This window comes from Streptomyces sp. B8-7, assembly GCF_058833805.1.
The window spans coordinates 1,237,664-1,250,965 of sequence record NZ_JBYRRL010000002.1 but is presented as its reverse complement, the minus strand read 5'-3'; the positions used below and the strand labels follow the sequence as shown (position 1 = coordinate 1,250,965).

Annotated in this window: 12 protein-coding genes; 5 read left to right on the top strand and 7 right to left on the bottom strand. The window is 74.7% G+C overall.

Translation table 11 applies throughout. The features are described 5' to 3' along the window. Positions 1 to 35: 35 nt before the first annotated feature. The 3 genes from AC5K6T_RS14035 to AC5K6T_RS14025 form a co-directional block, all read right to left on the bottom strand. Complete coding sequence (locus AC5K6T_RS14035; RefSeq protein ID WP_493208869.1) at positions 36 to 1,412, bottom strand: cryptochrome/photolyase family protein; 1,377 nt, start codon at positions 1,410 to 1,412, stop codon at positions 36 to 38. Positions 1,413 to 1,481: 69 nt separating this feature from the next. Further along, on the bottom strand, positions 1,482 to 3,095 hold the full coding sequence (locus tag AC5K6T_RS14030) for an SDR family oxidoreductase (protein WP_493208867.1): 1,614 nt from the start codon (positions 3,093 to 3,095) through the stop codon (positions 1,482 to 1,484). 570 nt (positions 3,096 to 3,665) lie between these two features. Continuing rightward, positions 3,666 to 4,394 (bottom strand): TetR/AcrR family transcriptional regulator, encoded by a 729-nt coding sequence (locus AC5K6T_RS14025; RefSeq protein ID WP_493208865.1) that lies wholly within the window; start codon positions 4,392 to 4,394, stop codon positions 3,666 to 3,668. Between the two features lie 107 nt (positions 4,395 to 4,501). Here AC5K6T_RS14025 and AC5K6T_RS14020 point away from each other — a divergent pair, with 107 nt between their 5' ends. From AC5K6T_RS14020 to AC5K6T_RS14010, 3 genes are all read left to right on the top strand, one after another. Continuing rightward, on the top strand, positions 4,502 to 5,197 hold the full coding sequence (locus AC5K6T_RS14020) for an NAD(P)-dependent oxidoreductase (RefSeq protein WP_493209352.1): 696 nt from the start codon (positions 4,502 to 4,504) through the stop codon (positions 5,195 to 5,197). Between the two features lie 103 nt (positions 5,198 to 5,300). Further along, positions 5,301 to 6,986 carry a BCCT family transporter gene (locus tag AC5K6T_RS14015; RefSeq protein WP_493208864.1) on the top strand — a complete coding sequence of 562 codons (1,686 nt, stop codon included), beginning with the start codon at positions 5,301 to 5,303 and terminating at the stop codon, positions 6,984 to 6,986. A gap of 217 nt (positions 6,987 to 7,203) precedes the next feature. Next, entirely contained in the window at positions 7,204 to 7,410 is a 207-nt protein-coding gene (locus AC5K6T_RS14010) for a DUF2180 family protein (RefSeq protein ID WP_493208862.1), read from the top strand. 328 nt (positions 7,411 to 7,738) lie between these two features. Here AC5K6T_RS14010 and AC5K6T_RS14005 read toward each other — a convergent pair whose 3' ends face one another. From AC5K6T_RS14005 to AC5K6T_RS13990, 4 genes are all read right to left on the bottom strand, one after another. Further along, positions 7,739 to 8,215, bottom strand: a complete 477-nt coding sequence (locus AC5K6T_RS14005) for an STAS domain-containing protein (RefSeq protein WP_493208860.1) — start codon at positions 8,213 to 8,215, stop codon at positions 7,739 to 7,741. A 228-nt stretch (positions 8,216 to 8,443) separates the two neighbouring features. Further along, positions 8,444 to 9,202 (bottom strand): ANTAR domain-containing protein, encoded by a 759-nt coding sequence (locus AC5K6T_RS14000; RefSeq protein ID WP_493208859.1) that lies wholly within the window; start codon positions 9,200 to 9,202, stop codon positions 8,444 to 8,446. A gap of 12 nt (positions 9,203 to 9,214) precedes the next feature. Further along, the gene (locus AC5K6T_RS13995; protein ID WP_493208857.1) at positions 9,215 to 10,084 is read right to left on the bottom strand and encodes a GAF and ANTAR domain-containing protein; all 870 of its coding nucleotides are present in this window, start codon (positions 10,082 to 10,084) and stop codon (positions 9,215 to 9,217) included. A gap of 477 nt (positions 10,085 to 10,561) precedes the next feature. Then, positions 10,562 to 10,990, bottom strand: a complete 429-nt coding sequence (locus tag AC5K6T_RS13990) for an SsgA family sporulation/cell division regulator (RefSeq protein WP_493208856.1) — start codon at positions 10,988 to 10,990, stop codon at positions 10,562 to 10,564. A gap of 511 nt (positions 10,991 to 11,501) precedes the next feature. Here AC5K6T_RS13990 and AC5K6T_RS13985 point away from each other — a divergent pair. Together AC5K6T_RS13985 and AC5K6T_RS13980 are read left to right on the top strand one after the other, a co-directional pair. Further along, complete coding sequence (locus AC5K6T_RS13985; RefSeq protein WP_493208854.1) at positions 11,502 to 12,179, top strand: GAF and ANTAR domain-containing protein; 678 nt, start codon at positions 11,502 to 11,504, stop codon at positions 12,177 to 12,179. 340 nt (positions 12,180 to 12,519) lie between these two features. Further along, entirely contained in the window at positions 12,520 to 12,993 is a 474-nt protein-coding gene (locus tag AC5K6T_RS13980; protein WP_493208852.1) for a hypothetical protein, read from the top strand. Positions 12,994 to 13,302 lie beyond the last annotated feature (309 nt).

Genomic DNA, 13,302 nt, shown 5'->3' with positions numbered 1-13,302 from the left:
GAGCGAACCCCTCGGCCGGGTGCGGGCCGGGCCGCTCAGTCCTCCCGGCCGCGGGCCCGCCGGAAGCGCTGCAGGCCCTCGGACAGCTCCACGATCGGATCGGGGTAGCCGGCCGCGGGCCGGGCCGGCCCGGTCAGCCTCCACGGCTCGTGCACCGCCCGCCCGTCGACGGCGCCGAGTTCCGGCACCCAGCGGCGGACGTAGCTGCCCTCGGGGTCGTACCGCTTGGCCTGGGTGAGCGGGTTGAGGACCCGGTTGGGGCGGCTGTCGGTGCCGGTTCCGGCCATCCACTGCCAGTTCAGCTGGTTGTTGGCCACGTCCCCGTCGACCAGCCAGTGCAGGAAGTGCGCGGCGCCGACCCGCCAGTCGACGTAGAGGGTCTTGCACAGGAAGCTCGCCGTCAGCAGCCGGGCCCGGTTGTGCATCCAGCCCTCGTGGCGCAGTTGGCGCATCGCCGCGTCGATCACCGGATAGCCGGTGCGGCCCTCCCGCCATGCCTCGATGTCGGCCCGCGCGGTGCGCTCGGAGCGCCAGTGGTCGTGCTGGGTGCGGTAGTCGGCGCGGGCCGCGGCGGGGCGGGCGGCGAGCACCTGGCGGTGGAAGTCCCGCCAGGCGAGCTGCCGTACGAACGACTCGGCGCCCGGTCCGCCGTGCCGCCGGGCGCGCTGCACCAGCTCCACCGGCGACAGGGTGCCGAAGTGCAGGTGGGCGGAGAAGCGGGAGGTGGCGTCCGCGGCGAGGTCGTCGCGCAGGTCGTCGTAGGAGTCCAGGCCGCTCCGCCAGTAGGCCGTGACCCGGCTGCGGGCCTCGCTCTCACCGCCCGGAGGCAGGGCGGGCGAGACGCCCGCGACGTCCTGCCGGGCGGGCAGCGGCTCGCCCTTCACGTCGTCGGGCACCCGCACCCCGCGCGGGGCGGCGCCGACCGCCCGCAGCTGCACCTGCGACCACTGCCGGTAGTACGGCGTGAAGACGGCGAAGTGGTCCGAAGAGGACGGGGTCACCGCACCGGGCGGGACGGCCACGGTGGCGGCGTCGTGCACGAACAGCCGCCGTCCGTCGGCCTCCAGGGCGCGCCGCAGCCGGTCCTCGCGGCGCACGGCGAACGCGCTGTGCGCGGCCGACAGGTGCACCTCGTCGGCGTCCGCCTCGGCCACCGTGCGGCACACCTCCGCCACCAGGTCGCCGGAGCGCACCACGAGGCGGCCGCCGCGCTCGCGCAGCGAGGCGTCGAGGTCGGCCAGGCAGTCGGCGAGGAACGCGGCCCGGTTCGGGGCGTCGAACCCCGCGCTCGTCACGGCGCGGTCGCGGACGAACAGCGGGACGACCGCGTCCGCGGAGTCCAGCGCCGCGCGCAGCGGCGGGTGGTCGTGCAGGCGCAGGTCCGAGGTGAACAGGACGACCGAGACGTGCATGGGCTTCAGCTTCTCTCCGGTGGCCGGCGCCGGCCGGTGCGGACGGCGGGTGCGTCGGTGCTTCCGCAGTCAGGGGGCGTCCGGATGCGCCGCCCGCCCCGACGTCCCGGACTGCGGCGCCCGGCGTGGCGCCGCGGGGCTCGCCTGCTCCTCGGCGTGGGTGCGCTCCGCGGTGCGGACGATGTTGCGGGCCATGCCGCCGAAGACGATCGCGTGGAACGGCACGATGCTCCACCAGTACAGGTGTCCGAGCAGTCCGTGGGGGTGGAACAGGGCCCGCTGCCGGTAACGGACGGGCCCGCCGTCGTCGCCGCCGTCGACCCGCATCTCCAGCCAGGCCAGTCCGGGCAGCCGCATCTCGGCGCGCAGCCGCAGCAGCCGTCCGCGCCGGATCTCCTCGACCCGCCAGAAGTCCAGTGAGTCACCGGCGCGCAGCCGCCGGGCGTCACGGCGGCCCCGGCGCAGTCCCACGCCGCCGACGAGGCGGTCGAGGCGGCCGCGCACGGCCCAGGCCAGCGGGAAGGAGTACCAGCCGTTCTCCCCGCCGATGCCCTCGATGACCTCCCACAGCACGTCCGGTGGCGCGTCCGCCTCACGTTCGCGCAGGTCGGTGTAGAGGCTCCCGCCGGCCCAGTCGGGGTCGGTGGGCAGCGGGTCGCTGGGGGCACCGGGCACGGACGCGGACGACCAGCGGGTGGTGACCTGGGCCTCCCGGACGCGTTGCAGCGCCAGAGCGACGGCGCGGTCGAAGCCGAGGGGGTGGCCCGGCGGGCTGGGCACGTACCGTTCGATGTCGTGCTCCCGGCACACCACCTCGTGGCGCAGGGACTCCGTGAGGGGACGGGCGATGGAGGCGGGCACGGGGGTGACCAGGCCCACCCAGTGGCTGGACAGGCCGGGGGTGAGGACCGGCACCGGGAGGATGAGCCGCCGGGGCAGTCCGGCCACGGCGGCGTAGCGGCGCATCATGTCGAGGTAGGTGAGCACCTCGGGGCCGCCGATGTCGAAGGCGCGGCTGACCTCCGGAGGCAGGCCGGCGCAGCCCACCAGGGCGCGCAGCACGTCCCGTACGGCGATCGGCTGGATGCGGGTGTGCACCCAGCGGGGGGTGACCATGACGGGCAGCCGCTCGGTGAGGTAGCGGAGCATCTCGAAGCTGGCCGAGCCGGAGCCGATGATGACGGCGGCGCGCAGCACCGCGGTCGGCACGCCGGAGTCCATGAGGATGCGGCCGACCTCGGCGCGGGAGCGCAGGTGCGGGGAGAGCCGGGACTCGGGGACGCCGGAGGGCGTGAGCCCGCCGAGGTAGACCAGGCGGCGGACACCCGCCCGGCGGGCCTGCTCGCCGAAGACACGGGCGGCGTCGCGGTCGGTCTGCTCGAAGTCGTGGCCCGTGCCGAGCGCGTGCACCAGGTAGTAGGCCACGTCGATGCCCTGCATGGCACGCCCGACCGAGCCCCCGTCGGTCACGTCGCCCCGGACGATCTCGACCCGGTCGGCCCAGGGCTGGTCGCGCAGCTTGCCCGGCGTGCGGACCAGGCAGCGCACACGGTGGCCGGAGGCCAGGAGTTCCGGTACGAGGCGGCCTCCGATGTAGCCGCTCGCGCCGGTCACCAGGCACGCCGGGGTACCGTCCGGCTCCGGCGCGGTGCTGCCCCGCCCGGTGGTCTGCTCGTCGCTCATGGTGCCGCCTCAGCCTGTCGCTGCCCGTCGCTGCCTGTCGCTGCCCATCGCTGCCTGTCCATGCCCGTTGATGCCTGTCCATGCCCGTTGACGCCCGTTGATGCCTGTTGATGCCTGTTGATGTCCGTCGCTGCCTGCGCCGCCCTGTCTGTGCCTGCGCCGCCTGCCGGTCGGACTCCGGACGGGCCGGAGCGGGGCTCCTCGTCGGGGTCCTGCCGCGGAGCCCTGCCGGGTCCGCCCGGTCGGTCGCCCGCCGCCGGCGGCCGTCCCTGCGTCCGTCGGCGGCCCCGTGCCCTTGACGCTCTCCTCGCTCACTACCCTGCGCGTCTCCCGGCCGGATGCGCCCGGTGCGTGGGTCGGTCGGGTGACGGCGTCCCCCGCACGGGTCGGCGGACGGCCGACGAAGACCACGGTCGACGCAGGCGACAGACGGCGGTCGGCGGTCGGCGGTCGGACGATCGGCTGCCGGGCGGCAGTCGGGCGGCAGTCGGCCGGGCGGCAGTCGGGCGGCAGTCGGCCGGGCCGGGACGAGGGGACGGCCGGGGCGGGTGCCGGCCCCGGGGCCGCCGTTCACCTGCCGGTGGGCTCGCCGGTGTCGCCGGTGTCCTCCCGGGTGTCCTCCCCGGTGTCCTCGTCCGGGTGCAGGGCGTCGAGGACGAGGGCGAGGCCGTGGGCGAACTCGTCGCCGTAGTCGTAGCCGGGCCTGAGGACGTGCTCGGTGGCCAGCTCGGTCAGGTGCGGGTACGTGTCGGCGGGCATACCGGCCAGGATGGCACCGGCGACGTCGCCGCTCTCCTGCGCGCCCGTGAACGGCAGGCTCAACTCCTGCAGGACGAAGCCGTACAGATAGCTGTCGATCAGCGAGACGGCGTGCGCGGTCATCCGGACCGAGAACCCGCCGGCGCGCAGGGTGCCGAGCACGGCGTCGTGGTGGCGCAGAGTGGCCGGGCCGGGCCGGGACCGGGAGTCCATGAGGCCCACGGCCCAGGGGTGCCGCCGCAGCACCTCGCGGGCGGAGACCGTGCGGTGGCGCAGGGCGCTCTTCCAGTCGGTGCCGCGCGGCGGCAGGTCGATCTCGCCGAACACCGCGTCCACCATGCCGTCGAGGATGTCGTCGCGCCCGGCGACGTGGTGGTACAGGGACATCGCCTCCACGCCGAGCGGGCCGGCGATGGCCCGCATGGTGAGCGCGGACGACCCCTTCTCGTCCGCCAGCTCCACCGCCGTACGGATGACGCGCTCCCGGCTCAGCGGGGTACGCGCCGGGCCCGAACGGCGGCCTCTGCCTGCCTCGCGCATCCGGTCTCCTCATCTGCCGCACTTGACTGCCTTACGGCATAAGGTTAGCGTCCTTACAGCGTAAGGTCGACATTCGGAGAAAGGGCGACGCCGTGAGCGGGAAGCACATGCGGAAGGTCTGCGTCATCGGCGCATCGGGCAAGCTCGGCCGGTACATGGTCCGGCACGCCCTGGACCGGGGATACGAGGTGGTCGGCGTGTGCCGGGAGGCCAGCGTGCCGAAACTCGCCGAGTTCGAGGGCCGGATGACCGTCGTTCCCGGCCCCACCGACGACCCGGAGGTGATCCGGCGGGCGGTCGAGGGGTGCGACGGCGTCCTGACGGTGCTGGTGCCCTGGGGCGTGCGGGGGTACGCGTCGGGCACGGCCCAGGCGGTGCTCGACCACGCGCCGCCGGGGGCGCGGCTGGTGTTCTCGTGCGGCTGGCACATCACCCGCGACGGCAAGGACCGGTACTCCCGGAGATTCCGGGCGACGGTGCGGATCGTCACCGTGCTGGCCCGGCTGGTGCGCGCCGTCGACATCGACGACCAGGTGGAGGCCTGCCGCAGGGTGTTCGCCAGCGACACCCGGTGGACCGTGGTGCGCGGCAGCGACCTGGAGGAGGGCGAGAGCCAGGGCCTGCCCGTGTGGAGCCGGCACGTGGGCGACCCGGTCCTGGCCGGGAACCTGACCCGGCGGGTGGACTTCGCGCTGTTCATGGTGGAGGCGCTGACCGACGACACGCTCGTCCAGGAGGCTCCGGCGATCGTCGGCCGCCTCACTCCGAGCGCCCTCGCCCACGCCGCCGACCACGGCGTCTGAGCCGGCCGGCGGGCCGAACTCCGCCGGGACGGAGGCCGATCCGCGCCCGGCGGGCGGCGCGCCACTGCGGCCGCGGCGAGCTTTCCCACCATAGTGGGGCATCATGAGCACGGAACCGATTCAGCAGCCGGGGCCGCCGGGCACCAAGGCGCCCGAGACGCCCGACCGGGTCCTCGTCACCATCGGCATGGTCGCCGTCGCCGCGGTGGTCCTGTGGGCCTGGCTCGGCGACGAGTCCTTCGACAGCGTCTCCTCCACCAGCCTGACCTGGGTCCTCAACAACTTCGGCTGGCTGTTCGTGGTCGCGGCGGACGTGTTCCTGGTCCTGTGCCTGGTGATCGCGCTCAGCCGGTTCGGCCGGATCAGGCTCGGCAAGGACGACTCGGAGCCGGAGTTCGGCAACCTCGCCTGGATCGCGATGATGTTCAGCGCGGGCATGGGCATCGGGCTGATGTTCTACGGCGTCGGGGAGCCGCTCACGCACTTCCTGGCGCCCCCTCCGGCGAGCGGGGCGCAGCCCGGCACCCCCGATGCGGCCCGCACGGCCATGGAGTACTCCTTCTTCCACTGGACCCTGACCCCGTGGGCGATCTACGGCATCGCCGGGCTCGCGCTCGCCTACGCCGGCTACCGCAAGGGGCGCGGCAACCGGCTGAGTTCCGCGTTCGTGCCGCTCATCGGAGCCCGGCGGGCCGCCTCGTGGCAGGGCAGGGTCATCGACCTGCTCGCCGTGTTCGCCACCGTCTTCGGCACCGCGACGAGCCTCGGCCTGGGCGCGCTGCAGGTGGCCGAGGGACTCGACATCACCTCGGGCATCAACGCCACCCGCACCTCCGAACTGGTGATCATCGCCGCGCTGTCGGCGGCGTTCGTGGTCTCGGCGTTCTCCGGACTGCACCGGGGCGTCAAGTGGCTGTCGACCCTGAACATCATTCTCGCCGCGTGTCTGATGGTGTTCGTGTTCCTGCTCGGCCCCACCGTCTACATCCTCGACACGATCCCGGCGTCCGTCGGCGGCTACCTGCAGAACCTGCTGCCGATGGCCACCCGCACCGGCGCCTTCACCGACCAGGAGTGGCTCGGCGCCTGGACCATCTTCTACTGGGCGTGGTGGCTGTCGTGGGCGCCGTTCGTGGGCACGTTCATCGCCCGCATCTCGCACGGCCGCTCCATCCGCGGGTTCCTCTTCGGCGTGCTGCTGGTGCCGAGCGGCGCGACCGTCGTCTGGTTCTGCGTCATGGGCGGTTCGGCCCTGCGGCTGGAGTCGACCGGGGAGGCCGACCTGGCGGCGGCCATCGAGGACGGCGCCGAGGCCTCGCTGTTCGGCATGCTGGACGCGCTGCCGATCAGCACCGCCACCTCGTACGTCGCGATGATCCTGGTCATGACCTACTTCGTGACCAGCGCCGACTCCGCCTCGCTGGTGATGGGCTCGCTCACCAGCCGCGGCTCGCTGCATCCGCCGTCCTGGCTGGTCGTGATGTGGGGCGTGCTGATGGCCTCGGTGGCGGCCGCGCTGCTGGTGGTCGGCGGCCTGGACTCGCTGCAGACGGCGACCATCCTGGTGGCGCTGCCGTTCGTGGTCGTCATGCTCGTGCTGTGCTGGTCGCTGGTGAAGGAACTGCGGCAGGATCCCAGCGCGGGCCCGCCCCGGCACCACGCGCTGCACCGGCTCCAGGACGTCGTACGCACGATGGTCGGCGACGCCGTCACCGAACAGACCCCGGTGCGCCACCACCGGCTGCGGCGGGCGGCGAAGGCCCGCGGGGAGTCCGAGGACGACGGCTGATCCGGCAGGACCGCACCCGTGCCGGTCGGGGCCCGGCGGGCCCCGGCACGGGCGCACCGGGCCGGTCCGGCCCGGCGGGCCCCGGGTTTGCCCGGCCCCCGCATGGAGACCCGGACCGCAGCCCAGGGAGCGGCACCGGGCCCGCCCGCGCCGCCCCCGCCCATGACCAGCGGGGCGGCCCCGTGCGGGCGGCCCCGCCCGCCGGGAGGTCCGTGCGATGAACTGCTACGAATGCGCCGAGGCCGGCAAGGAGGCGCCCGCCGTGGCCGTGTGCCACCTGTGCGGCGCCGGCGTCTGCACCGACCACGTCCGCGCCGAACACGTCCAGCTCCGCGACGCCGTCAACCCCGGCAAGGTCGTCCACGACCGTCCGGCCCGCCGTCTGACCTGCCCGGTGTGCCGCGCGGCGGAGCGCTCGCACTGAGCGGAGCGCTCACACCGGGGCGCCGGGCCCGAGGACCGAGGACCGGGCAGTTCGGTGCGCCCGCTCCCCGCGCCACCGCCGCGCGTGCGGTTCCTCGCCCGCCGGCGGGTGCCCCGGCCCCGGACCGCGCCCGGGAGTCCGGCGCGGATCGGCATCGGCTCCGCCCGGTCCCGGTGACGGCACCGCCGCGTGGGCCCCCGGCGCGGACCGAAGCCGGCTCCGCCGGGTGACGGAGTCACGGCGGCCGGCTGAGAGGCCGTCCCGGCCCGCATCGGCGACGGGCCGGGACCGGTTCCGGGCTCGGCCGGAGGCAGCGCTTCCGTCGCGGCTACCCCGTGTCGGCGTCCGTCACCGCCACCCCGGGTGGACGGGGCGGACCTCCGCGTGCCGACGGCCCGGAGCCGGCCGTCCGGCCCGGCGCCGCTCCCGCGGGGCGGAGGGCCCAAGCCGCATGACCGTCGTAGGCCGCGCAGCGCGGGAGCGGGACGGTCGCGGGCAGGACGGGAAAGAAGCCCGCGAGTCTGATGCCGCGCAGCATGCGCCCGGTCCGCGGGGAGAGACAGGCGAGCCACAGACGCTTGCCCTGCGCGTGCAGGACCTGGTCGGCCTGGACCAGCGGCGCGGCACCGCTGCTGTCGATGAAGCCGATGCCGCACAGGTCGGCCACGACCCGGCGGCCGTCGGCGCCGCGCAGTGCCTGGCCCAGAGCCCGGCGCACGAGCGGGGCGGTGAGGACGTCGGCCTCGCCGTAGAGGGAGACGAGGGTGTGGTCGGGGTGGACGGTTCGTACGGTGTGAAGGTGCATGGCGCTTCCTGCCGCGGCACTGCCTGTCGCTGTACGTCCGCCGGGGTCTGGAGCGGCACCTGACGGGCTGGTCACCTGGGTGAAGCCCGTCTCTCCGGTCACGTTACCCCTGGCCGGTCCGCCGTACGGGAGGAACGGCCGCAACAGGAAGGGTGTACGTTTCTCCGCCTTGCGGGTGATCTCTGCCCGAAACGCGGCGGGCGCCGGTTCGGGTGAACCGGCGTCCGTTCATTTCTCCTTCCTCGCCCGGTCTGCTATCGAGTGCCCGGGCACGATCGCCCCCGGTGTGGTGACCACCTGGAGGGCCACGTCGACCAGCTTGCGGTTGCTGTTGCGGGCCAGGGCGCGCAGGGCGTTGAACGCGTCGTCGAGGGACACCTGGAGCCGGTGCGCGAGGAACCCCTTGGCCTGTTCGATGATGACGCGGCTGTCCAGCGCGTGCTGGAGCTGCTGAGCGAGGATCTCGCGCTGGCGGGAGGCCCGTTCCTGGAGGATGCCGATGGTGGCGATGTCGGCCAGGGCCTGGCCCAGCATGGCGTTGCGGTCGTCGAGGATGCCGGGCTCGGCACGGAACAGGTTCAGTGCGCCGATGACCTGCCCCTTGTGTCGCATCGGCAGGGCGCACACGCTGTGGAACCCCTCCTGCCGGGCCGCTTTGGCGAATCTCGGCCAGGGCAGGTCGTCGACCGGTGCTGCGGGGTCGGCGTCGTCGTAGTCGACCCGCCGCCGCTCCGTGTAGCAGGCCACGCACGGCCCCTGATAGCCCTGCAGTTGCAGAAGCTCCAGGAGTCTGGCCTGTTCGCTGGAGGCGGCGATCAGGTGGAGCCTGCCCTGGGGGTTGGTCAGCAGGATGCCGGCCGCGTCCACGTCCAGCAGGTCCACGCTGTGCCCGGCGAGCCGGTTGAGGAACTCGATGACGTCGAAGTCCTCCACGAGGGTGTCGGCCAGTTCTACGAACGCGTTGATGAGTGCTTCTTCGTGGGACATGACGAACCCTCCTCACCGCTCCCCGAGTTCGTCGCCGACGGCCGGACAGCTGCCCTCGGGTCCTCGCGGCGGCGTCAGTTCCACCGTGCCGTCCAGGACCTGGGCGGCCACCGTGGACAGGGGCAGTCCTTCGCTGAAGGCGACGCCGCGCAGGCGCGCGAAGGCCTCCTCCACCCCCCTCCCGAGCTGGGCCGCCACCATCCCGGTGGCCTGGTAGATCTTCAGGCTGTCCTCTCCCAGGCCGAGCGCCCGCCCTTCGTGGGCGTCGGTGTCCTCGGAAAGGGCGAGCAGCCGGTCCACCGCCACGGCGGTGAGCAGCAGCGCGTCCCGTGCCTCGTCCTGTCCCAGGCCGCCGGGCTGCCGGCGGTACAGGGAGAAGGTGCCCAGCCGTACGGCGCCCACCTGGAGCGGAAACGCGAACACGGCGCGCACGCCGGCGCTCCGGGCGAGCGGGGCGAAACCCGGCCACCGGTCGAGCAGCTCCGGTTCGTCGAGGTCCGGGGTGAACACCGGCCCCCGGGTCTCCCAGGCGTCGACACAGGGCCCCTCGCCGACGGTGACCTGGAGGTCCTCCATCGACGACGCCATGTCGTCCGTCGTGTGCAGGGCCCCCCGGGTCTCGCCGCGGCCGACGAGGACCGCGCTGCAGTCCACCTCGCAGACGTTCACGGCGACCCGGCACAGCGCATCGATCCCGGGCTCCCGGGGTGCCGCGAGCTCGGTGACGAGGTGCCGCAGGTGCGCCGAGCGCAGGGCGAGTTGCTCCTGTTCCTCGCAGGAGGCGTCGGCCAGCGCGTGCGGGAACGCCTCGGCCGCCCTCGCCGCGTCGCGCCCGGAGGCTCCGGTGAGGGGGGTGTTGTTCGATCTGGTACGCGGGTTCATGTCGTTCGACCTCCCGTACCAGAGTGGCCGGGCGGAAGGTTTCGGCACTGGGGCCGACCGGGGCCCGGCGCCGGGTCCGGAGGTCCCCCTGCGCACAGACCGAACGGTACCGAACGGTTGTCGGGCCGTCAGTTCGACCTGCCTGCGGCGTCCCTGGGGCGGTGCGGCACGGGCGGGGGCCGGACCGGGCCGCGTGCGGGCGGATCCCCGGCGGGCCGGGCACACGGGTGGAGCGGGCGGGAGGCGGGAGGCAACGGCACGGGTCCCGGCGGGGACGCGGCGGCACGGCGCCGCGCGACGGGCAAAGTGGACTGACGCGTCAGGGCGCCGGACACCTTCAGGCATGGGCGAGGGGACGCTGTCGCGCCCGGGGTCTGGAGGTCCGACAGCGAGGGGGTGGGCGTCAGAGGTCAGCGGGGTGGGGCGGGTGTCCGGCGGGTCGCCGGGGAACCGTCCCTCGCGGGTACGGCCGCCTGATCACAGATGGCTCCGGACGATGTCCCCCAGTTCGTCGTCCAGGTGCCGCTCGAAACAGGAGTGGAGGTGTTCGCGGCCGACCTCGACGATCCTGCCGGTCCGGTCGAGGAAGGCGAGGAGGGCGGGTGCGGAACACCGGAACACCGCCTCGTCCTGGCACACGCGGACATGGACGGCGACCGCGGCGTGCTCGCCCGTTCCCACCGGGTACACCCGTACGTCGCCTTCGCCGCACGGGCGTTCCGCTCCCGCGAGGAGCAGGTCGCGTGCCACGTACCAGCTGACGGGCGTGTCGCCGGGAAGGGTGAACGTGAGCTGCACCGCCAGCGGGTCGCAGCCGTCGTAGCGCAACCGTACCGGGATGCGGCGGGCGTGGTCGTCGGGTGCCAGGAGGTCCATGAGGACCTCCGCCTCCACCAGGTGCTCCATGAGGTTCGCTCTCCTTCTGTGTCTCTGGCCTGCCGCCGGGTGAGCACCGACCCTGCGGACCCTGTCGTGCCGGATGGCCGAGGACGCCCCGGACGGGGGGTTGGATGCCATGCGTTGAGCCTTCGCTGTCGATCCGACGGCGTGACGAGGCGGGAGGCGGCTGCCGCTGCGGCCGCCGGGCCGTCGACCGCGGCCGGCGGTTCCCCGCCCCGTCCTCCGGCACTCATCACCTTCACACGCCTCTCAACGAGAGGTGGTGGACGCTGTCACGGCGCGCGCGCAGACGACATGAGGACGGCCCGGGACGCTCCCGCGGGCTTCGCCTCCCGCGCCCGGGCCCGCACGAGGGCCGTTCGGCCCCTTCTTCGGGCCCGCAAGTCCCACGTGTCACGACCGTGTTCCTGGCACAGTGAACGGACGGCACCCCGGGCCGGTGCATCGCGCCCCGGGCCGGACCGTCGCGCTCGGTACACGCGGCACGGAACCTGTAGGCAGGAACGGCGGCATCCCCATGACCCCCAGAGCGGCCCGGCTGGAGCGGCTGCTCGCCGAACACGCCGCGCCCCACCGGCCCGGCCCCGCCGCCGTCTGCCACGTGGCCGCACTCGTCTGCGGCGTCGACGAGGCGGCGCTCCAGCTCGCGCACGGCCTGCACCGCGCGGCCCTCCACACCACCGGCCCGCTCGCCACCGCGGCCGAGGACCTCCAGACCACCACCGGCGAGGGCCCCTGCGCCGACGCCCTGCACACCCGCGCCGCCGTCGCCGCCACCGACCTCGCCCACCCCGTCCACGCCCGGCGCTGGCCGCTGTTCACCCCGCTCGCCCACAGCGCCGGACTCGCCGCCGTCACCGTCCACCCCCTGCACGTCGGTGCCGTCCGCCTCGGCACCCTCGCCCTCTACCGCCGCACTCCCGGCCCGCTGACACCGCCGCAGGACGCCGACGCCCTGCTCCTCGCCTCCTTTGCCGCGGACCAGCTCCTGACCGCCCCGCAGACCATGCCCCTCCCGCCGGACAGCCTGCACATCCACCAGGCCACCGGGATGGCCGCCGCCCAGACCGGCACCAGCCTCGACGACGCCTTCGCCCGCCTGCGCGCGCACGCCTTCGCCACCGCCCGGCCGCTCAGCGATGTCGCCCGTCAGGTGCTGGACGGCACCCTCGACTTCTCCCCCGGCACGGAGTAGGGCCGGCCGGCACGCCGCCCGCTGCTCGAAGTGTTCGAACGCCCGTTCCTTCGTCCCCGCTCCCGCTTGGACGTGGACGCCGGGTGGGTACGCTGCCCCGTGCCGGGCCCGCCGCCATGACCCGCCGGCCGCGGCACCAGTTCCTCTCCGTACGGACTCAAGGACCGCCCCAGACCCCGGCGGACGTGCAGTGCCGAGCACCAGGACGTGCCATGCAGCCGTGTTCCCCGGCGAACTCCGCTCCGCACCGGACGGCCCCCTCCCCCGGCCGCCGCCCAGCCGCCGGGCTCGGTCCGCCCGGGGCGCACCCCTCGTCGCCGCGCCGCGGACGGTGACAGACATGGACCTCACCTGGACCGCGGAGCTGCCCGCCCGGCGGACCGGCGCCGTGCTCGGCGCGGGGCTGGTGCGGGCCGCGCTGGCCGCGCTCGGCGCCCCGCCCGCCGCCGTCGGCGAGGCGTCCCACCTGGTGCACGCCGCCGCCTCCCACCTGCTCGCGCAGGCGCCGCGCGGTCCGCACCACCACATCCTCGTCGCCGTACGCGGAGCCGACTGCACGATCGCCGTCAGCGACGGGCCGTTGGGCTGCGCGGCCGTCCTGGAGCCCGGCCACGCCCGGCTCCGGCCCGCCGTGCCTCCGGCGGACCTGAGGGAGGCCCCGGGAACGGGCTGCGGGCAACTGGACGTGCACCGCGCCGACGGCGGGGGCACCCTGATCCGGCTCCGGCTCTCCCTGAGGACGCAGACCCGAGGGGTCCTTCCCGGCGCCCTGGCCCACGCCCCCCTGACCCGGCTCCCCGGCCCGGCTTCGTGACCGTGCCCCTCCTGCCCCACGGGCACGGGCACGGCACGGGCACGGCACGGGCACGGCACGGGCACGGCACGGGCACGGCACGGCACGGGCACGGCACGGCACGGCACGGGCACGGCACGGGCACGGCGGCGGGCTGCCCCGCGCTGACCGCACGTCGCCGACCGGCAGCGTACGGGCGTGGGTTTTCGGCCGTCTGAACGAGTGACGGTGACGCCACGTCAGCCCGGCGGAATCCCCCGGCGCGGGCCCGGTGGCATCGTGTGGCGCGTCGCTCCAGGGCAGGACACGCCGGGTGAGCGGCCCGGTCGG

Excerpts from the sequence above, each read along its gene's own strand:
- AC5K6T_RS13995 (WP_493208857.1), bottom strand. The coding sequence starts at position 10,084 with ATGAACCCGCGTACCAGATCGAACAACACCCCCCTCACCGGAGCCTCC.
- AC5K6T_RS14035 (WP_493208869.1), bottom strand. The coding sequence starts at position 1,412 with ATGCACGTCTCGGTCGTCCTGTTCACCTCGGACCTGCGCCTGCACGAC.
- AC5K6T_RS14015 (WP_493208864.1), top strand. The coding sequence starts at position 5,301 with ATGAGCACGGAACCGATTCAGCAGCCGGGGCCGCCGGGCACCAAGGCG.
- AC5K6T_RS14005 (WP_493208860.1), bottom strand. The coding sequence starts at position 8,215 with ATGCACCTTCACACCGTACGAACCGTCCACCCCGACCACACCCTCGTC.
- AC5K6T_RS14030 (WP_493208867.1), bottom strand. The coding sequence starts at position 3,095 with ATGAGCGACGAGCAGACCACCGGGCGGGGCAGCACCGCGCCGGAGCCG.
- AC5K6T_RS13985 (WP_493208854.1), top strand. The coding sequence starts at position 11,502 with ATGACCCCCAGAGCGGCCCGGCTGGAGCGGCTGCTCGCCGAACACGCC.
- AC5K6T_RS13980 (WP_493208852.1), top strand. The coding sequence starts at position 12,520 with ATGGACCTCACCTGGACCGCGGAGCTGCCCGCCCGGCGGACCGGCGCC.
- AC5K6T_RS14000 (WP_493208859.1), bottom strand. The coding sequence starts at position 9,202 with ATGTCCCACGAAGAAGCACTCATCAACGCGTTCGTAGAACTGGCCGAC.
- AC5K6T_RS14025 (WP_493208865.1), bottom strand. The coding sequence starts at position 4,394 with ATGCGCGAGGCAGGCAGAGGCCGCCGTTCGGGCCCGGCGCGTACCCCG.
- AC5K6T_RS13990 (WP_493208856.1), bottom strand. The coding sequence starts at position 10,990 with ATGGAGCACCTGGTGGAGGCGGAGGTCCTCATGGACCTCCTGGCACCC.
- AC5K6T_RS14010 (WP_493208862.1), top strand. The coding sequence starts at position 7,204 with ATGAACTGCTACGAATGCGCCGAGGCCGGCAAGGAGGCGCCCGCCGTG.
- AC5K6T_RS14020 (WP_493209352.1), top strand. The coding sequence starts at position 4,502 with ATGCGGAAGGTCTGCGTCATCGGCGCATCGGGCAAGCTCGGCCGGTAC.